The organism is Duganella sp. CF517, assembly GCF_900110275.1.
Taxonomy (GTDB): Bacteria; Pseudomonadota; Gammaproteobacteria; order Burkholderiales; family Burkholderiaceae_D; genus Rugamonas.
Genome location: NZ_FODC01000001.1, coordinates 930,839 through 948,704, shown reverse-complemented (window position 1 = coordinate 948,704; position 17,866 = coordinate 930,839). Strand labels below are relative to the sequence as shown.

Genomic DNA, 17,866 nt, shown 5'->3' with positions numbered 1-17,866 from the left:
ATACACATGGCGATAACAACGAACGCCGGCCGGGAGGGGCGGGTGGCCCTGGTCACGGGCGGCGCGGGCGGCATAGGAAAGGCGATCTGCCGCGGTTTCATCGAGCGTGGCATCACCTGCGTGCTGGCCGACCGCGACCAGGCGGCGCTGGACCGGGCGACGGCGGAGCTGGGGGCGGGGGCGGTGGGCGTGCGGGTCGAGCTGGACGACTTGGACAAGCTGCCCTCCTTGCTGGCGTTTATCCAGCAGCGCTTCGGCCGGCTCGACATCCTGGTCAACAACGCCGCCATGACCGGGACCGGACATTTCGAGGAGCGTTCGGTCGATCACATCCTGGCGGAATTGAATATCAACCTGCTGTCGCCGATCGTGCTGACCCGGCTGGCCTTTGGCGCCTTGCAGCGCGCCGGCGACGGCCGCGTGATCAACACCGTGTCCCTGGGCGGGATTTTCCCGTTGCCGGAAACGGGGATTTACTCGGCGACCAAGTTCGGCCTGCGCGGCGCCATGCTGTGCCTGGGCCTGGACCGCGAGCGGCACGGCGTGCATGTCGGCAGCGTGCTGCCGTCGGCGACCGAAACGCAGATGCTGATGCGCGAGGCGATCGACGGCGGCAACACGCTGCAGTTCATGGACCCGCCGCAGCAGCCGGAGGACGTCGCGCGCCAGGTCATGCGGATGCTGGACAGCCCGTGTCTGGAGCGCTATCCGCGCGTCAGCGAGTCCTGGACGGTGAGGCTGGCGATGCTGATGCCGAACATGCTGCCCAAGCTGATACCGCTGTTCCGCCAAAAAGGGGTGCGCGGCCACGCGCGCTATCTGGAGTCGCTGCGCCGGCGCGGGTTGGTGGTGCTCCGCGCCGGAAAGTGGGAAATTCCTTAGCCGGCATTAATCCGCCCGCTCCGGCATCAACAGCCTCGGGGCGGGCACGCCTTGCCTGATCTGGTTCGGCAGGATGCCGGACCAGCGCTTGAAGGCGCGGCGGAAGTTGCGGGCGTCGGTGAAGCCGGTCGCCATCGCGATATCGACCAGCGGCATCGCGCTGCGCCTCAGCAGATCGAGCGCGCACTCGTAGCGGACCTGGTCCACCAGCCGCTGGTAGGAGGTGTCCAGCTCCGCCAGGCGGCGGCGCAGCGTGCGCTCGCTCATGTTGAGGGCCGCGCCGGTCTGCGCCAGCCCGGGCATCTCGTCGACCGAGGCGCGCAGCACGTTCATGATCGACTCCACCAGGTCGTTGCGCGGCGTGCCGATCGACAGCAACTGGTCGATCTGCGCCTGCAGGCTTTCCTGCATAAAGCTGTCGTGCGTCGGCAGCGGGCAGTGGTACCACGACATGTCGCAGATCAGGCGGTTGAGCGGCGCGTTGAACACCACGGGACAGCGGAAGTATTCGCTGTAGGCGCTGGCGTAGGCGGGGCGCGGATAGCGCAATTCAAGGCGCGACGGGCGCACGTGCGAACCGACCATCGCGCGCGCCACGGCCACGCCGCTGACGAAAATTTCCTCGATGAAGAACGGTTCCAGTTCCGGATCGTGGAAACGGGTGGCCGCTTCGATCATGAAACTGCGCTCGTCGATGACGGCCAGTTCGTTGATGACCAGGGTGCCCGCCGCGCGCTGATACTTGATCAGGTAGAGCAGCGCCTCGCCGAGGGTAGGGCAGGTGAGCATGCCCAGGCCGGGCAGGCCGAAGCACACAACGGTTTGCCGCGCGCCGGTGGCGATGCCCATGGCCGGATCGCCCCAGCGCTGCATGGCGCGCCGCACCAGCATGCTGGTTTGGCGGTAGGAGACGCGGAACCCGGCGTCGCGCAGATTCTCCGGCGTGAATCCCAGTCCCTTGCACAGCCTGTCGACCGAATGGCCACGACTGGCCAACAGCTGCAAAACCTGGCGTATCACGTGCGGCGGGACGTCGGCATCGGCGTCGGGGAGGTGCGGTTTTGCCGGCATTGGCCACTCCTTCGGGTTGATGAACGAGGCTAGCACAGGATTTGCGGGCCGGCGCGCCGAAAGCAGATAAATGGCCGCCGGAGTGTCGTTTTTGGCCGCTTTGGCCCCGTCCGGCGCGGCATCCGCCGTATGCTTTGATCACGGCAAATCGTGCCGCCATCACCATGGACCAGCGATGACCAGCATACCCGCAGCGCCCCTGCCCGATATCGACGCCGACGCCGTGAAAACCACGGCCGCTTCGACCCTGATACTGTCCTGCGCGTGGGCGCTGGGCATAGGCGGCACCACCATGATGCCGCTGCTGGTGACCAACACGATGGCGCGGCTGGGGTTCGACGAGGGCCAGGCCACCTTGATGACCGGTGTCGAGATGGTCGGCATGCTGGCCGGCTGCATCCTGCTGCCGCCGATGGCGCGCCGTTGGCCGGGGCGGTGCACCAGCGTGTCGCTGGTGCTGCTGGCGCTATGCCAGATGCTGACGGCGTTGACGATGTCCACTCCGCTGTTCGGCGCGCTGCGGCTGGTGGCCGGCGTCTGCGAAGCGCAGATGATCGTCATGGTCGGCATCTGCCTGGCCTGCCATCGCGACGCCGAGCGCTTATGGGGCGTGGTGCTGCTGTTGTCCGGGCTTGCGGTGGCAGGCGTGTTCACGTTGGTCTCGCTGCTGCCGGATGTGGCGGCGGGCGACGGGATCTGGATCGGCCTTGCGCTGCTGGCGGCGGTGGCGGGCTTGGCGGCCGTGCGCATACCCGCGCTGGTGCCCGCGCGCCGGCCGCCGCCCGCGGAACCCGGCGCCGGGCGGCGCCGCGTCGGCGCCGGCGTATGGCTGGCGTGGGGCGTGTTCGTCGGCGTCTACAGCGTGCAGGCCGGCGTGTGGGCGGTATCGGCGCTGCAGGGCGAGCGTATCGGCCTGTCGCTGCCGACGGTGGGGGCGCTGCTGGCGGTGTCGTCGCTACTTGGTTTCTTCGGCGCGGTGGTGCCGGCGATACCGGCACTGGCGGCCCGGCGCGGACCGACCGTCATGGGCGCGCTGCTGGTGATGTTCGCATCGGTGGCCTGCTTTTTCACCGCCGACGGCGCGGCGCCGTTCTTCGCCGGCCAACTAATGTTGAACATGGCGTTCTACGCCATCATGGCGGTTCTCAACAGCTTCATCTCGGCGCGCGACCGCGATGGCAGCCTGCTGTCGCAATCGGTGGTGGTGACGTTCGCCGCCGTGGCGGCGGGCACCGTCGGCGCGGGCGCGCTGTTCCAGGAAGCCGGCGGCGTGGGCGTGATCGTGTTCTCGCTGCTGGCGCTGGCCATCAGCGTGCCGCTCGGATTGAAGGCGCTGGGTGGCCGCGTCAGCGCGTCACCAGCGCCTTGACCGCCTCCAGCGCGGCGCCGCCGGTGCTGGTCGATTGCACCTGATTGCGCCCGCCTTCCTTGGCGACGTACATCGCGCGGTCGGCGGCGACAAACAGCGATTCCGTGTTGTCCAGCTGGTGCGGGTGGATCGTCGCCACGCCGATGCTGACGGTGAGCCACTCGGACGTCGTGGAGCGCGGGTGCGGAATGCGCAGCGATTCGATGTGGGCGCGGATCGCCTCGGCCATCATGGCGGCCGTCTCGGCCCCGGTCTCGGCGAACAGCAGCACGAATTCCTCGCCGCCGTAACGGGCCGCCAGGTCGGTGGGACGCAGCGCGTGGGAGGCGATGGCGCCGGCCACCCGCTGCAGGCAGGTGTCGCCCGCCGGATGGCCCAGCGTGTCGTTGTACAGTTTGAAGTGGTCGACGTCCAGCACCACCAGCGACAACGGCTGGCCGCTGCGCATGGAGCGTTGCCACTCCTTTTCGAGGAAGCTGTCGAAATGGCGCCGGTTGGCGATCTGCGTCAGCGGATCGACCATGGCGGCGCGCTGCAGCGCATCCTCCGATTGCTTGTGGTGCGTGATGTCGTGCAGCAGGCCGATAAACAGCGGCTGGCGCAGGTACATCGGCGTGAGCGTCAGGTCCATGCACACCGAACTGCCGTTGCGGTGGCGGATGATCACCTCGCGCGTCCCGTGGCTATGCGTCATCTCGGGCGACGCCGCATAGCGGGCGAAGTATTCCAGGTATTCCTGCGCTACCAAAGGGTTGAGCAGCTCCGAGATCGCGCGCCCGGCCAGCTCGTTCTCCTGGTAGCCCAGGTGTTTGTCGCAGGCCGGATTGGTGAACTGGATGCGGCCGTCCGCCTCGATGATCAACAGGCCCTCGGCCATGCTGTTGACGATGGTGCGCAGGCGCTCGGCCTGTTCTTCCTGGGTTTCGCTGTTGCTGCGGATTTGCAGCTGCGTGCGCACGCGCGCGCACACTTCGGCCATGCGCAACGGCTTGCTGATGTAATCGACCGCGCCGATGTCGAAGCCCGCCACCACGTCGTCGGTGTCGGTCCTGGCGCTCATGAAGATGACGGGAATGCGCGCCGTCGCCGCGTTGGCTTTGAGCTGGCGGCAGGTTTCCAGGCCGTCCATCCCGGGCATCACCACGTCGAGCAGTATCAGGTCGGGATGGACGCGGCGCGCGATCTTGAGCGCGCGTTCGCCGGAGGTGGCGACAAAGGTCTGATAGCCCTGTTCGACCATCAGCTTGCGCAGCACGGCCAGGTTCTCCGGCGCGTCGTCGACGATCAGGATGGCGGCATCGCGCCGCGTGGACAAGCCGGAACTGGCGGGGTTCATTGCGCGTCGCCTTCAATCCGCCGGGGCGTCGTGGCATGGGACCGCGATCGCGCGGGTGCGTGGCGCGAGGGGCGAGTTGGGGAAGTTTGTACACGCATGAACAAAGGCTTGCCTTACTAAGTGACTATCCATTCAAATCATACCGCGTTGCCCGCCCGATATGTAAACATTCAGCGCATGATTTTGGAGGGATACTTCAGGCTTGAAAGCGACGCCGACCCAATAGCCAGCAGGGACCGTGCTTTTCTTTGTAGGGATGACAAGAAGGGGGGCGTGGGCGGCGGACGCCGCCCACGGGATACCACGACAGGCGGGGTTAGATCTTGGCGGCGATCAGTTTGCCGAGAATCTCGATACCGGTGCGGATGCGTTCCGGCGGCACGGTCACGAACGACAGGCGCAAGGTGTTGGTTTCCGGTTCGTTGGCGTAGAACGGCGAACCCGGGACGAAGGCCACTTTCTGGGCGATCGCCTCGTCCAGCAGCTTCATGGCGTCGATGTGCTTCGGCAGCGTGACCCAGATGAACATGCCGCCTTCGGGCTTGGTCCACTCGACGCCGGCCGGGAAGTACTGGGCCATCGCGTCCAGCATGACCTGGCACTGGTTGCCGTACAAGGTGCGGATCTTCGGGATGTGCTGCTCGAGGAAGCCGTCCTTGATCACTTCATGCACCACCATCTGCGTCAGCTGCGAGGTGTGCAGGTCGGCGGCCTGCTTGGCCAGCTCCAGGCGGCGCACCAGCGGCAGCGGGGCCACCACGTAGCCCAGGCGGATGCCCGGCGTGAGGACCTTGGAGAAGGAACCCATGTAGATCACGCCTTCCGGGTTCATCGCCACCATCTTCGGCAGCGGATCGCCCTTGTAGCTCAAGGCGCCGTACGGATCGTCCTCGATCAGCGGCAGGCCCAGACGGGCGCAGGTCTCGACCAGTTCCAGGCGGCGCTCGACGGACAGGGTGCGGCCGGTCGGATTCTGGAAGTTCGGCAGCGCGTACAGCAGGCGCGCGCCGGCGGCGACCGGGTCCAGCGACGACGGCACCAGGCCATGTTCGTCGGTGTCGACCGATTTGAATTCCGGACGGTAGACCGAGAAGGCCTGCAGCGCGCCCAGGTAGGACGGCGTCTCGACCAGCACGCGGCTGCCTTCGTCGATCAGCACCTTGCCCAGCAGGTCCAGCGCCTGCTGCGAGCCGGACGTCATCAGCACCTGCTCAGGGATGATTTTGGCGCCGTTGGTCGACAGCGAATCGGCGATCCACTGGCGCAGCGGCAGGTAGCCGTCGGTCGGGCCGTATTGCAGCGCCACTTTGCCGTTGTTCTCGAGGACCTTGTCGAAGGCGAGCTTCATTTCGTCGACCGGGAAGGTCAGCGGCGAAGGCAGGCCGCCGGCGAAGGAGATGATCTCCGGCTGCTGCGTGATCTTGAGGATCTCGCGGATGAAGGACGATTGCAGCTGGTCGGCGCGTTCGGAGAAGCGCCACTGGATCGGGTTGGGGTTTTCGATTTTCATACTTGTCTCACTCAATGTGTGCCCCGGCCGAAGACGGCCCGGCGATTCAACAAGCGCGCTTGTGGCGCACTTTTATAGAAGGAACGGCGCCGGGTAAGACGCCGCCCGCTTACGCGACTTCCGCGATCAGTTCGATTTCGACGCAGGCGCCAAGCGGGATTTGTGCGACACCAAAGGCCGAGCGGGCGTGCTTGCCGGCGTCGCCGAAGACTTCGCCCAGCAGCTCGGAAGCGCCGTTGGTGACCAGGTGCTGTTCGGTAAAATCAGGGGTGGAGTTCACAAGGCTCATCAACTTGACGATGCGGCGCACGCGGTTCAAATCGCCGCCGACGGCCGTCTGCAGGGTGCCGATCAAGTCGATGGCGATGGCGCGCGCGGCCTGCTTGCCCTCGGCCGTGTCGATGTTCTTGCCCAACTGGCCCACCCACACGCTGCCGTCGGCGCGTTTGGCGATGTGACCCGAGATGAACACCGTGTTGCCGGTTTGCGCGTACATGACGTAAGCGGCGGCCGGGGTGGCCGGTGCGGCCAGGGTGATATCGAGCGCTTTCAGTTTTTCGTAGACAGACATGTGCTTATCCATATAGTAAGTGGTGGGGCTGTAGACCGATATTGTACTCTCGAGACAGGCGACGCCTGCATTCGGGCCAAAATCAAGATACTCCACGGTTTTAGCCGCGTTTCACCTGCATTTTGCGGCCGATGCCCACCGTGGCGATGACGGCGATTGCAAATATCACGGTCGGCCACTCGAGCGCCTCGCCCAAAACCAGCGCCGCGCCGAGCAGCGACAGGAACGGCTGCACCAGCTGCACCTGGCCGACCCGCGCCACGCCGCCGAGCGCCATGCCGCGATACCAGAAGAAGAATCCGATGAACATCGAGAACACCGAGACGTAGGCGAAGCCGGTCCACGCGGCGGCGCCGGCGGCGGCGATCTGGCCGGCCTCGCGCCAGCACAGCCAGCCGACCACCGGGAGCAGCACCGGCGTGGCCAGCACCAGCGCCCAGCAGATGGTCTGCTGCCCGCCCAGCGTCTGCGACAGGCGTCCGCCGGCGGCGTAGCCCATGGCCGCCAGCAGCACGGCGGCGAAAATCGCCAGATCGGCCGCATGCAGGCCGCCGCCGCTCTGGCGCAGCGCGAAGCCGGCCACCAGCGCCGAGCCGCACATGGCCATGACCCAGAAGCCGGTCGAGGGTTTTTCGCCCCCCAGCAGGGCCGCGAAGACGGCGGTGGCCAGCGGCAGGATGCCGATCAAGACCGCGCCGTGGGCGGCGGGCAGCGAGCGCATGGCGATGGAGGTCAGCCACGGGAAGCCGATCACGCAGCCGGCGGCCACCATCGCCAGCGGCGCCAGGGCGGCACGCGGCGGCAGCGGCGCGCGCTTCCACAGCAGCCAGGCGCCGGCCAGCACGGCGGCGACCAGCGCGCGGGCCAGCGCGACGAACATCGGCGACAGGCCGGCGCCATCTCCGGCGGCGCCGACGGCGAGCCGGGTGAAGGGCAAGGTGAGACTGAAGATGGCGACACCGATCAGGCCAAGCAGCATGCCGGCGGTTTCGTCGCTTATGCCGCCCAGGCGTGGCGCGGCGCGGGTGGAAATCGGCGCGGCGATCGCGGGCGGGGCGCTGCGGGTGGCGATGCGGGTCATGCTGGCTCCAGGTTTTTCAGTGGTTTTGCTTGGTCTTGCTCGGCTATGGGTGTATCCTACGGTACAAAAGCCAGTACAGTGCCGGTACACTTTAAACTTAATTTCTTATACTGTGACGGTGGGATGACCAATACACGCAAGCGCACGTCGCTTTTAGGGGCCGCCGCGTCGGCCGCGGCCGAAGCTGTCAACGAGGCGCTGGCGGCGTCACACGCCCGCGCGTTGGCCGCCGCGGCACCCGGTCCGGCGGTGGCCACGGTCAAGCCGACGCTCAAATCCAATGTGCCGGTCTCGATCGATTCGCCGCCGGCGCGCGCCGTGCGGACCTCCAAGCCCAAGCCCGCCGCCGGCCCGTTGGTGGGATTGCTGTCGCGCGAATCGGGCGAAACGCTGATCGACCAGATCGTGCGCTCGGTGGCGGCGCGCATCGACGACCGGCTGCTGCGCGGCGGGGCGCGCATGCCGTCGATCCGCGCCTTCGCGGCGGCGCACGGCGTGTCGGCCTTCACGGTGGTGGCCAGCTACGACAAGCTGGTGGCGACCGGCTACCTGGAGTCGCGCCGGGGCGCCGGCTTTTTCGTGCGCGAGCGGGCGCCGATGGCGCTCAACGCCAGCGAGGGATCGGCGCCGGCCGGCGCGGCGGCTGCGCGCTCGCGCCTCGACGCCAAGCCGATCGACGTGGTCTGGCTGGTGCGGAATATGTTCCGCCAGATGCCGCACCACCAGATGCCCGGCTCCGGCGTGCTGCCGCCCGAATGGCTGGACGGCGCCGCGATCGCCAACGCGCTGCGCGCGGTCAGCCGCCAGAATCCCAATCTATTAGTGAGCTACGGCCTGCCGCAGGGCTTCCTGCCGCTGCGTCAGCAGCTGCAGCACAAGCTCGCCGAGCTGGAAATCGCCGCCGCGCCGGAGCAAATCGTCACCACGGCCGGCGTCACGCAGGCGCTGGACCTGGTGGCGCGCGAGTTCACCCGCCCCGGCGACACCATCTTCGTCGACGATCCGGCCTGGTTCCTGATGTTCGGCTCCTTCGCCGCGCTGGGCGCCAACGTGATCGGCATCCCGCGCCTGGCCGACGGCCCGGATATCGCCCGGTTGGCCGAGCTGGCGGCGATCCACAAGCCCAAGCTCTATATTATTAACTCGGTGCTGCACAACCCCAGTTCGACGTCGCTGTCGGCGGCCAAGGCCTTCCAGGTGCTGCGGCTGGCGGAGGAGCACGACTTCATCATCGTCGAAGACGATATTTACTGCGACCTGCACCCCGGCAGCGCGGTGCAGCCGGCCACGCGGCTGTCGGCGCTGGACCAGCTGCAGCGGGTGATTTACCTCAGCGGCTTTTCGAAGACGATGGCGGCCAACCTGCGGGTCGGCTTCATCGCCACGTCGGCCGAGCGGGCCGAGAGGCTGGCCGACCGCAAGATGCTGTCGACCCTGACCACCAGCGACATCGGCGAGCGGGTGGTCTACAAGGTGCTGTCCGAGGGCTCGTACCGCAAGCACGCGGACCGGGTGCGCACGCGGCTCGACGGCATCCGCGCCAAGGCGGTGCGGCAGATGGAGCGCGTCGGCCTGAAGGTGGACGTGGCGTCGCCGGCCGGGATGTTCGTCTGGGCCGACGCCGGCTGCGACACCAGCGTGCTGACCGAGCGCGCCATGGCCGACAACCTGCTGCTGGCCCCCGGCAGCCTGTTTTCGCCGGCGCAGCTGCCGTCGACGCGCATGCGGCTCAACGTGGCGGCGATGCAGGAACCGGGCGTATGGCGGTTCCTGGAGCGGGAGTTGGGCAAATGAGTGGCGAAAATGAGTTGACAAAGTAGTAAGCTGCTCTTGAAAACCATTTTATAATCCCCACTTTCGCCACACCCGTGCGACTTCGCGCACGCACACTAAGACTATTAGAGGCTCTAAAAATGGCAGATAACGATAAGCAAACCCTTGGTTTCCAGGCTGAAGTGAAACAGCTGTTGCAGCTGATGATCCACTCCTTGTACTCGAACAAAGAGATTTTCCTGCGCGAGTTGATCTCGAACGCGTCCGACGCGTCCGACAAGCTGCGCTTCGAGGCGATCAACAACGACGCCCTGTACGGCAACGACCATGAACTGAAGATCAAGGTCTCGTTCGACAAGGCCGCGCGCACCATCACCATCTCCGACAACGGCATCGGCATGAGCCGCGACGAGGCGATCTCGCACCTGGGCACGATCGCCAAGTCGGGCACCAAGGAATTCTTCGGCAAGCTGTCGGGCGACCAGCAGCAGGACGCGGCCCTGATCGGCCAGTTCGGCGTGGGCTTCTACTCCGGCTTCATCGTCGCCGACAAGATCACCGTCGAAACCCGCCGCGCGGGCGCCGAGGCGTCCGAGGGCGTGCGCTGGGAATCGGCCGGCGAGGGCGATTACTCGGTCGAGCAGATCGAAAAGACCGGCCGCGGCACCGACATCATCCTGCATCTGCGCGAGGGCGAGGACGAGCTGCTGTCGTCGTGGAAGATCAAATCCATCATCCGCAAGTACTCCGACCATATCTCGCTGCCGATCGTGATGCAGAAGGAGGAATGGGACGACGAGAAGAAGGAAACCGTCGTCAAGGACGATTTCGAGACCGTCAACCAGGCCAGCGCGCTGTGGGCGCGCAGCAAATCGGAGATCACGCCGGAGCAGTACGAGGAATTCTACAAGCACGTCTCGCACGACTTCCAGGCGCCGCTGACGTACACGCACAACCGCGTCGAAGGGCGCAGCGAGTACACGCAGCTGCTGTACATCCCGGCCAAGGCGCCGTTCGATCTGTGGGACCGTAACAAGCGTGGCGGCATCAAGCTGTACGTCAAGCGCGTGTTCATCATGGACGACGCCGAGCAGCTGATGCCGGCCTACCTGCGCATGGTCAAGGGCGTCATCGATTCGGCCGACCTGCCGCTGAACGTCTCGCGCGAGATCCTGCAGGAGTCGCGCGACGTCAAGGTGATCCGCGACGGCTCGACCAAGCGCGTGATCGGCATGCTGGAGGAAATGGCCAACGCCGACGAGCAGGAAAAGAAGGACAAGTATGTCACCTTCTGGAACGAGTTCGGCCAGGTGCTGAAAGAAGGCATCGGCGAGGACGCCACCAACAAGGATCGTCTGGCCAAGCTGCTGCGCTTCGCCTCGACCGCCAACGAGAACGACGAGCAAAGCGTTTCGCTGGAGCAGTACGTGGCGCGCCTGAAGGAAGGCCAGGACAAGATCTACTACGTCACGGCCGATAACTATGTCGCCGCGAAGAACAGCCCGCACCTGGAGATCTTCCGCAAGAAGGGCGTCGAAGTGCTGCTGCTGACCGACCGCGTCGACGAATGGATGCTGTCGTTCCTGACCGAGTTCGAAGGCAAGGAATTGGTGTCGGTGGCCAAGGGCGGCCTGGATCTGGGCGCGCTGGAAGACGAGGAAGAGAAGAAAGAGCACGAAGAGACCGAGAACTCGTACAAGGATTTGGTCGGCAAGATGAAGGAAGCCTTGTCGGACAAAGCCAAGGACGTGCGCGTGACGTTCCGCCTGACCGATTCGCCGGCCTGCCTGGTGGCGGACGAGCATGAGCTGTCGGGCAACCTGCTGCGCATGCTCAAGGCGGCGGGGCAGAGCGCGCCGGAGTCCAAGCCTATCCTCGAGATCAATCCTAACCATCCGCTGGTGACGCGGTTGAAGTACGAGGAATCGGGCACCTTGTTCGGCGATTGGGCCAACATCCTGTTCGACCAGGCGTTGCTGGCCGAAGGTGGTTCGCTGAGCGACCCGGCCTCGTTCGTCAAGCGTCTCAATGAGATGCTGCTGAGCGGCGCAGGCAAGTAAGCCGACCAGGGCGGGTCATCGTAGGAGTCACCACAGATCCACGTCGGGCGGATTAGGCGGAACGCCATAAACGGCCATGCATGCGCCAGCGACGGCGCATGCATGGCCGTTTACGCTACGCTAATCCGCCCTGCGTGTTTTAGTGGCTATTTCAATTTGATCGCGTTTTTCGGGCGTCGCCGCGCCAGTATCAGCAATACGGGCAGGCCAATGCTCAGCAGCGCGATGCTTTCCGGCTCCGGAACGGCCGCCGCCGGTGCGACCTCATAGAAGCCGCGCACCTCGCCGGCGGACGCGTAACTGGTGTGGATGTTGAAATAGGCGGTTCCGTTCTGGAGGCCGTTTTCAAACGCCGCTTCCGCGAACGCGGTGCTGTTGCCCCAGCTGCTCAGGAAGCTCGGGCTCCAGCTCGATGCCAGCGAGGTGTCGTAGGTGTAGGTGTAAACGCCGCTCCTGACCCCCTGCGGAAAGCCGCTCAGATTGGGAATCGGCGTCATGACGCCGGCGATGCCTTCGCCCGGCGTCGGGGTGCAGCAGTGGATGTGCGCGGCATAGGTTTCGCCCACCAAGCCGCTGAAGGTGACGTTGATTTCCAACAGATGCGCGGTGGGGTCGAACCGGATCGTGCTGGCGCCGATGCCCGGCGAGGTGTTGGGCGGTGCTTCCTGCTGACCGGTGAGAATGGCGCTGTAGTTGGCGGCGCCGGCGCCCATCGCCGATAACATCAAACCTGCCGCCGCCAAGCTGTTGCGGATACGCTGATTCATTCTTGTTCCCTCCATTGTTATAGATGCGTTATTGGGCCTTCTTGCGTCAATGTTAGAGGGAGTGCCGGTGCGCGAGTTCCCTCAGCGCTGGACTTTTTTGCAGAGGTCCAGCAGCAGCCGTTCGCCCTCCGGCCAGGGGCCGTAGCCGGCGTCGCCATTGATATGGCCGGCGTTGCCGATTTCAGTGTAGTCGCTCCCCCAGGCCATTGCGAACTGTCGCGCGCGTAGCGTGCTGACGTAGGGATCGTCGGTGCTGGCGATGACGATGCTGGGGAAGGGCAGGCGCTCTAGCAGCATCGGCTGGAAGCCGGTCGTGCAGTCGGGGTAGGATGGGGCGTCGGTGTCGCTGGGCGCGACCAGGAAGGCGCCGGCGATCCGGTGCGCGGACCCGGAGGCGGCCCAGCGCGTCACCAGGGAGCAGCCCAGGCTGTGCGCGGCCACCACCGGCGGACGTTGGCAGCGGGCAATGGCGGCGTCCAGTTCGGCCACCCATTCGTCGCGGTCCGGGGTTTGCCAATCGCGGTGGGGCACGCGGACCCAGCCAGGGTGGGTTTGCTCCCATCGGGTTTGCCAGTGGGCGGGGCCGGAGTTCCACAGGCCGGCCAGAGTGAGCACTTCATAGTCCATGCGGGTTCCTTGCTGGGTTGGATGGCTGGCATCTTAACCCGCCCAAGGTGCCGTGCCGAGCGACCCGCGCGATATGCGCAAGTTGAGACAAACGGGGTGATCCAGGGCCTTTACGGCGCAGCCCGTGTCCGAATGTCGGCACTGACCCCGGGGGGGAGCTTACGGCGCAGCCCGTGTCCGAATGTCGGCACTGACCCCCGGGGGGTTAGAGGGCGGTGCGTAGCGCGAACAGTTCGGGGAACAGCACCACGTCGAGCATCTTGCGCAGGTAGCTGACCCCGGCCGTGCCGCCGGTGCCGGTCTTGAAGCCGATGATGCGCTCGACCGTGGTGACGTGGCGGAAGCGCCAGAAACGGAACGCCGTTTCGAGGTCGACCAGCTTTTCGGCCAGCTCGTATAACGCCCAGTATTTCGACGGGTCGCGGTAGACCTCGAGCCAGGCGTTTTGCACCGAGTCGTCGGCGGCGGTCGGCAAGGTCCAGTCGGCGTCGAGCCGCTCGGCGGCGATCGGCAGGCCGTTGCGGGCCAGCAGTTTGATCGCTTCGTCGTAGACCGAGGGCTCGCGCAAGGCCTTGTCGAGCACCGCGAAGGCGTCCGGCGCGGTGGTGTGGACGCTCAGCAGGGCGGCGTTTTTGTTGCCCAGGATGAACTCGATTTCGCGGTATTGATACGACTGGAAGCCCGACGAAGCGCCCAGATACGGGCGGATCGCGGTGTATTCGGGCGGCGTCATCGTCGCCAGCACGTCCCAGGCGTGCACCAGCTGGTCCATGATGCGGGCCACCCGCGCCAGCATCTTGAAGGCCGGCGCCAGGTCGTTCGATCGCAGGTGCGCGCGTACCGCGTGCATTTCGTGCAGCATCAGCTTCATCCACAGTTCGCTGGTCTGGTGCTGGACGATGAACAGCATTTCGTTATGGTTGGGCGACAGCGGGTGCTGGGCGTTGAGGATCTGGTGCAGGCCCAGATAGTCGCCGTAGCTCATCGCGTTGCTGAAGTCCATTTGCGCGCCGTGCCATTCGGCGTCGCCGGCGCCGGGGTTGTCGGTGTTGGCGTGCATCGGGCAGCCCGTGGCCGCCGGTTTGTGTTCGGTCATGATGATCTCGTCAGGTGACGGCGTCGCGCTTGGCGTCGACGTCGTAGTCTTTGCGGTCCAGGATGTCGCGCAGGATCTCGACCGCGTCCCAGACTTCCGTGTAGCTGGTGTACAGCGGCGTGAAGCCGAAGCGCATGATGGCCGGTTCGCGGTAGTCGCCGATGACGCCGCGCGCGATCAGCGCGGCCATCACCGCGTAGCCGTGCGGGTGCGTGAAGCTGACCTGGCTGCCCCGGCGCGCGTGCTGGCGTGGTGTGACCAGGCCCAGCGGGTGGTCGGCGCAGCGTTGTTCCACCAGTTCGATGAACAGGTCGGTGAGCGCCAGCGATTTTTCGCGGATCGCCGCCATCGACGTTTGTTCGAACACCTCCAGTCCGCTCTCGACCATCGCCAGCGACACCACCGGCTGCGTGCCGCACAGCGCGCGGCCGATGCCGTCCACCGGGGCGAAGTCGGGCGCCATGGCGAACGGCGCGGCGTGGCCCCACCAGCCCGATAACGGCTGCGTGAAGCGCGCCTGGTGGCGGCGCGGCACCCAGATGAAGGCCGGGGCGCCCGGGCCGCCGTTCAGATACTTATAGGTGCAGCCGACGGCCAGGTCGGCGCCGTCGCCGTTCAGGTCGAGCGGCACCGCGCCGGCCGAGTGCGCCAGGTCCCAGATGATCAGCGCGCCGGCCGCGTGGGCCAGGGCGCTGGCGGCGCGCATGTCGTGCTGGTAGCCGGTGCGGTAGTTCACGTGGGTCAGCATGACGACGGCGGTGTCGGCGCCGATGGCGGCCGGCAGTTCCTCGACCGAATCGACCAGCTTGACGACATAGCCGCGATCGAGCCAGCTGCTCAGGCCCTTGGCCATATAGATGTCGGTCGGGAAGTTGGAGCGTTCGGTGACGATCACGCGCCGCCCGGCGCCGGACGGCTCGTCCGCCTGCATGTGCAGCGCGGCGGCCAGCGCCTTGAACAGGTTGAGCGAGGTGGTGTCGGTGACAACGACCTCGTCCGGAGCGCCGCCGATCAGCGGCGCCAGCCGGTTGCCCAGCCTTTTTGGCAGGTCGAACCAGCCGGCGGTATTCCAACTGCGGATCAGATCGTGTCCCCATTCCTGCGCGATGACGTGCTGGGCACGGGTCAGGGCCGACTTTGGCCGGGCGCCCAAGGAGTTGCCATCGAGATATATCACGCCGGCCGGCAGATCGAAGCGTTCGCGCAGCCCGGACAGCGGGTCCCCGGCGTCGCGTTGCAGGCAGTCATTGCGGGTTGTCATTAAGTTACCTTCCTTCGGATGCATTGATGCTTTAGGCTTAAACAAGTTGCCTGATACGCCAGTGTAACAGGAAAAACCGCTGTTTTTGCCGCCGCGCGGGCTATCGGCCGCACCCCGACACCAGCGGCAAACCCGCATGGATGCTGACTTTGCGGGGTGCTCGACAATTATTTTCGAGTTTTTTCAAAAAAATTCAAAAAAACCCTAAAGTTCCCGGAAGCGCTGCCGTTACCAGATTCATGAAGCGCGTAAAAGTCGGTAAATCGGCGTCAAAGCGCGATTCGGCTTGCATCGATGTAGTCGAAAATAATTTAAAATTTTTCTGTGGAAACCCTAAAGTTCCCGAAAAAGCTGCCGTAACCGGGTTAGATGTAGCAAAAAAGAGTCGCCATACGAACTATTTTTTCGTGTCATGACAGGACTTTTTTGAAGATCTCACGCCATAAAATTTCCACGCCGCAAGGGCGTAGAGCCTCGATCCTAGTGTGTTTGTCAGACAAACACCGACGGGTCGCGTTCGCTATTGCCTGACGCAAAATACGGAAGGTATCCTCTACTCGTATTTTTGTTGCTCCCGCAGAATGTATCTCACTGGAAACGCAATTGTGTTCCGCAGTGAAACAAATACTGGGAGATGGAAATGACCGCAAACGATATGATGGCTGAAATTCGCGACGCTAACCTGAGCTACCTGATGCTCGCGCAGCAGATGATCCGTGCCGACAAAGTCACCGCGATCTTCCGTCTGGGCATCGCCACCGAAATCGCCGACCTGATCGAAGGCATGAGCAACGCTCAGATCCTCAAGCTGGCAGGCGGCAACATGATGCTGGCCCGCTTCCGCTTCGACGACGGCGCCATCCTGTCGATGCTGACCAGCCATAATAAAGACCGTTCGCTGGCCCAGTCGCACGCCGCCATCCTGATGGCCGGCCAGGCTGTCGAAGAAATCGCTTAAGTCGTTTAAGTCGTTTAAGTCGTTTAAGTCGTTCCAACCGAACGCCATCGCATCGCAAAGCGCATTACCATCATTAGACAGCCGGGAGCAGGGATCATGACCAAGAAAAGCGTAGTGTCTGAAGCACAAGAAATTCAGCTCGCGATCGAACTGATCCAGCTGGGCGCGCGCCTGCAACTGCTGGAAACCGAAGTCTCGCTGTCGCGCGAGCGCCTGCTCAAGCTGTATAAAGAGCTGCGCGGCGTGTCGCCACCGAAAGGCATGCTGCCGTTCTCGACCGACTGGTTCCTGACCTGGCAGCCGAACATCCATTCCTCGCTGTTCATCAACATCCATAAATTCCTGGTCGACCACGCCGGCGCCACCGGCATCGAAGCGGTCATGAAGGCCTACAAGCTGTACCTCGAACAAATGCCGCCGGAACCGGGCGAAGAGCCGCTGCTGTCGCTGACCCGCGCCTGGACGCTGGTGCGCTTTTTCGGCAGCAAGATGCTGGAACTGGCCCCGTGCGGCAAATGCCAGGGTAAATACGTGGTCAACTGCATGGACTTGAACGGCAGCTATGTCTGCGGCCTGTGCCACATGCCTTCGCGCGCCGGCAAGACCAAGAAGTCCCGCGACGCCGACGCCCTGGCCGCGTGACCCGCCACCTCCCCCAAGCTTCCTATCTCCAACGCATCGCCCGCGCGCCCGCCGTGCGGGCCTTGCTGATCCAATGCGGCGCCGCGCCGCTCAGCCTCGGCCTGGTGTACCTGCTGGCCACTGTCCGCTTCCCCGTCGATTATCCGACCGTCGCCGTGGTCCACGGCCTGGTCGCCGCCGCCATCACGTGGCGCGCGGGACTGGCCGTGTGGTGGCGCGCGATCGAATTCTTTTTCCCGCTGGCGGTATTGGCGACCTGGTCGCTGCGGCTGCCGCCGTGGCTGTTCCTGGCGGTTTTTCTCGTCCTGCTGGGGCTGTACTGGTCGACCTTCCGCACGCAGGTTCCCTATTATCCGTCGCAGCCGGCCGTGTGGGACGCGGTGCGCCAGCAGTTGCCGCCGCCGCGCGCGGACGGCCGGCCGCTGCGCGTGATCGACATCGGCAGCGGACTGGGTGGGCTGGTGATGTACCTGGCGCGCGCGCGGCCCGATATCGAGTGCGTCGGCATCGAGCTGGCGCCGCTGCCCTGGTTATATAGCAAGGCGCGCGCGGTCATGCGCGGCAGCCGCGCGCGCTTCGTGTTGGGCGACTACGAGCGCCTCGATTTCGCCCAGTTCGATCTGGTGTTCGCCTATCTGTCGCCGGCCGCGATGGCGGGCCTGTGGCGCAAGGCGCAGGCCGAAATGTGTCCCGATGCCATACTTATAAGCTATGAATTTGCAATCGACGCGCGGGCGCCGGATCAGACCATTCTCGCCACAGACGACACCGCGCCGCTCTATAAATGGTACTTTTAAGCATCATTTGGCGTTAATCACTTGCTCGGCCACCCCCGGACACGTTATTGTAGTTCTACACGTAA

The 17,866-nt window shown here is 65.0% G+C and carries 16 protein-coding genes; 7 read left to right on the top strand and 9 right to left on the bottom strand.

Annotated elements, in window-relative coordinates; translation table 11 throughout:
- The first annotated feature begins 6 nt into the window (after positions 1-6).
- Positions 7-882 carry an SDR family NAD(P)-dependent oxidoreductase gene (locus BMX85_RS04050; RefSeq protein ID WP_090314368.1) on the top strand — a complete coding sequence of 292 codons (876 nt, stop codon included), beginning with the start codon at positions 7-9 and terminating at the stop codon, positions 880-882.
- 6 nt (positions 883-888) lie between these two features.
- On the opposite strand, the gene BMX85_RS04045 is transcribed toward BMX85_RS04050, so the two are convergent.
- On the bottom strand, positions 889-1,953 hold the full coding sequence (locus tag BMX85_RS04045) for an AraC family transcriptional regulator (RefSeq protein ID WP_090314367.1): 1,065 nt from the start codon (positions 1,951-1,953) through the stop codon (positions 889-891).
- Between the two features lie 175 nt (positions 1,954-2,128).
- Here BMX85_RS04045 and BMX85_RS04040 point away from each other — a divergent pair, with 175 nt between their 5' ends.
- The gene (locus tag BMX85_RS04040) at positions 2,129-3,322 is read left to right on the top strand and encodes an MFS transporter (RefSeq protein ID WP_090314366.1); all 1,194 of its coding nucleotides are present in this window, start codon (positions 2,129-2,131) and stop codon (positions 3,320-3,322) included.
- Here the strand turns inward: BMX85_RS04040 and BMX85_RS04035 are convergent.
- The 4 genes from BMX85_RS04035 to BMX85_RS04020 all read right to left on the bottom strand — a co-directional run bounded on the left by BMX85_RS04035 (position 3,300) and on the right by BMX85_RS04020 (position 7,820).
- Positions 3,300-4,658, bottom strand: coding sequence for a diguanylate cyclase domain-containing protein (locus BMX85_RS04035; RefSeq protein ID WP_090314365.1), 1,359 nt, complete (start codon positions 4,656-4,658; stop codon positions 3,300-3,302). The genes BMX85_RS04040 and BMX85_RS04035 overlap by 23 nt on opposite strands.
- A 316-nt stretch (positions 4,659-4,974) precedes the next feature.
- Positions 4,975-6,168: an aminotransferase-like domain-containing protein gene (locus tag BMX85_RS04030; protein ID WP_090314364.1), complete on the bottom strand. Its 1,194-nt coding sequence runs from the start codon at positions 6,166-6,168 to the stop codon at positions 4,975-4,977.
- A 109-nt stretch (positions 6,169-6,277) separates the two neighbouring features.
- A complete protein-coding gene (locus BMX85_RS04025) occupies positions 6,278-6,739 on the bottom strand; it encodes a RidA family protein (RefSeq protein ID WP_090315211.1) in 462 nt (153 codons plus the stop codon).
- Positions 6,740-6,839: 100 nt separating this feature from the next.
- Entirely contained in the window at positions 6,840-7,820 is a 981-nt protein-coding gene (locus BMX85_RS04020; protein WP_177196638.1) for a DMT family transporter, read from the bottom strand.
- Between the two features lie 123 nt (positions 7,821-7,943).
- Here BMX85_RS04020 and BMX85_RS04015 point away from each other — a divergent pair, with 123 nt between their 5' ends.
- Both BMX85_RS04015 and htpG read left to right on the top strand, forming a co-directional pair.
- Positions 7,944-9,614, top strand: a complete 1,671-nt coding sequence (locus BMX85_RS04015) for an aminotransferase-like domain-containing protein (protein ID WP_090314363.1) — start codon at positions 7,944-7,946, stop codon at positions 9,612-9,614.
- A 119-nt stretch (positions 9,615-9,733) separates the two neighbouring features.
- On the top strand, positions 9,734-11,653 hold the full coding sequence (gene htpG, locus BMX85_RS04010) for a molecular chaperone HtpG (RefSeq protein ID WP_090314362.1): 1,920 nt from the start codon (positions 9,734-9,736) through the stop codon (positions 11,651-11,653).
- 146 nt (positions 11,654-11,799) lie between these two features.
- Here the strand turns inward: htpG and BMX85_RS04005 are convergent, their stop codons facing one another.
- The 4 genes from BMX85_RS04005 to kynU form a co-directional block, all read right to left on the bottom strand.
- The gene (locus BMX85_RS04005) at positions 11,800-12,420 is read right to left on the bottom strand and encodes a CHRD domain-containing protein (RefSeq protein ID WP_090314361.1); all 621 of its coding nucleotides are present in this window, start codon (positions 12,418-12,420) and stop codon (positions 11,800-11,802) included.
- 81 nt (positions 12,421-12,501) lie between these two features.
- Complete coding sequence (locus tag BMX85_RS04000; RefSeq protein WP_090314360.1) at positions 12,502-13,047, bottom strand: RBBP9/YdeN family alpha/beta hydrolase; 546 nt, start codon at positions 13,045-13,047, stop codon at positions 12,502-12,504.
- Positions 13,048-13,252: 205 nt separating this feature from the next.
- Positions 13,253-14,143, bottom strand: a complete 891-nt coding sequence (gene kynA, locus BMX85_RS03995) for a tryptophan 2,3-dioxygenase (RefSeq protein WP_090314359.1) — start codon at positions 14,141-14,143, stop codon at positions 13,253-13,255.
- A 10-nt stretch (positions 14,144-14,153) separates the two neighbouring features.
- Positions 14,154-15,404, bottom strand: coding sequence for a kynureninase (kynU, locus tag BMX85_RS03990; protein WP_090314358.1), 1,251 nt, complete (start codon positions 15,402-15,404; stop codon positions 14,154-14,156).
- A 640-nt stretch (positions 15,405-16,044) separates the two neighbouring features.
- On the opposite strand from kynU, the gene flhD reads away from it, so the two are divergent.
- From flhD to BMX85_RS03975, 3 genes are all read left to right on the top strand, one after another.
- Complete coding sequence (flhD, locus tag BMX85_RS03985) at positions 16,045-16,362, top strand: flagellar transcriptional regulator FlhD (protein ID WP_090315207.1); 318 nt, start codon at positions 16,045-16,047, stop codon at positions 16,360-16,362.
- Positions 16,363-16,458: 96 nt separating this feature from the next.
- Positions 16,459-17,004, top strand: coding sequence for a flagellar transcriptional regulator FlhC (gene flhC / locus BMX85_RS03980; protein WP_090314357.1), 546 nt, complete (start codon positions 16,459-16,461; stop codon positions 17,002-17,004).
- Positions 17,005-17,066: 62 nt separating this feature from the next.
- Entirely contained in the window at positions 17,067-17,801 is a 735-nt protein-coding gene (locus tag BMX85_RS03975; RefSeq protein ID WP_090314356.1) for a class I SAM-dependent methyltransferase, read from the top strand.
- Positions 17,802-17,866 lie beyond the last annotated feature (65 nt).

Bases quoted from the DNA above. Each gene is read 5' to 3' on its own strand.
- BMX85_RS04050 (WP_090314368.1), top strand. From the start codon at position 7: ATGGCGATAACAACGAACGCCGGCCGGGAGGGGCGGGTGGCCCTGGTC.
- BMX85_RS04045 (WP_090314367.1), bottom strand. From the start codon at position 1,953: ATGCCGGCAAAACCGCACCTCCCCGACGCCGATGCCGACGTCCCGCCG.
- BMX85_RS04040 (WP_090314366.1), top strand. From the start codon at position 2,129: ATGACCAGCATACCCGCAGCGCCCCTGCCCGATATCGACGCCGACGCC.
- BMX85_RS04035 (WP_090314365.1), bottom strand. From the start codon at position 4,658: ATGAACCCCGCCAGTTCCGGCTTGTCCACGCGGCGCGATGCCGCCATC.
- BMX85_RS04030 (WP_090314364.1), bottom strand. From the start codon at position 6,168: ATGAAAATCGAAAACCCCAACCCGATCCAGTGGCGCTTCTCCGAACGC.
- BMX85_RS04025 (WP_090315211.1), bottom strand. From the start codon at position 6,739: ATGTCTGTCTACGAAAAACTGAAAGCGCTCGATATCACCCTGGCCGCA.
- BMX85_RS04020 (WP_177196638.1), bottom strand. From the start codon at position 7,820: ATGACCCGCATCGCCACCCGCAGCGCCCCGCCCGCGATCGCCGCGCCG.
- BMX85_RS04015 (WP_090314363.1), top strand. From the start codon at position 7,944: ATGACCAATACACGCAAGCGCACGTCGCTTTTAGGGGCCGCCGCGTCG.
- htpG (WP_090314362.1), top strand. From the start codon at position 9,734: ATGGCAGATAACGATAAGCAAACCCTTGGTTTCCAGGCTGAAGTGAAA.
- BMX85_RS04005 (WP_090314361.1), bottom strand. From the start codon at position 12,420: ATGAATCAGCGTATCCGCAACAGCTTGGCGGCGGCAGGTTTGATGTTA.
- BMX85_RS04000 (WP_090314360.1), bottom strand. From the start codon at position 13,047: ATGGACTATGAAGTGCTCACTCTGGCCGGCCTGTGGAACTCCGGCCCC.
- kynA (WP_090314359.1), bottom strand. From the start codon at position 14,143: ATGACCGAACACAAACCGGCGGCCACGGGCTGCCCGATGCACGCCAAC.
- kynU (WP_090314358.1), bottom strand. From the start codon at position 15,404: ATGACAACCCGCAATGACTGCCTGCAACGCGACGCCGGGGACCCGCTG.
- flhD (WP_090315207.1), top strand. From the start codon at position 16,045: ATGACCGCAAACGATATGATGGCTGAAATTCGCGACGCTAACCTGAGC.
- flhC (WP_090314357.1), top strand. From the start codon at position 16,459: ATGACCAAGAAAAGCGTAGTGTCTGAAGCACAAGAAATTCAGCTCGCG.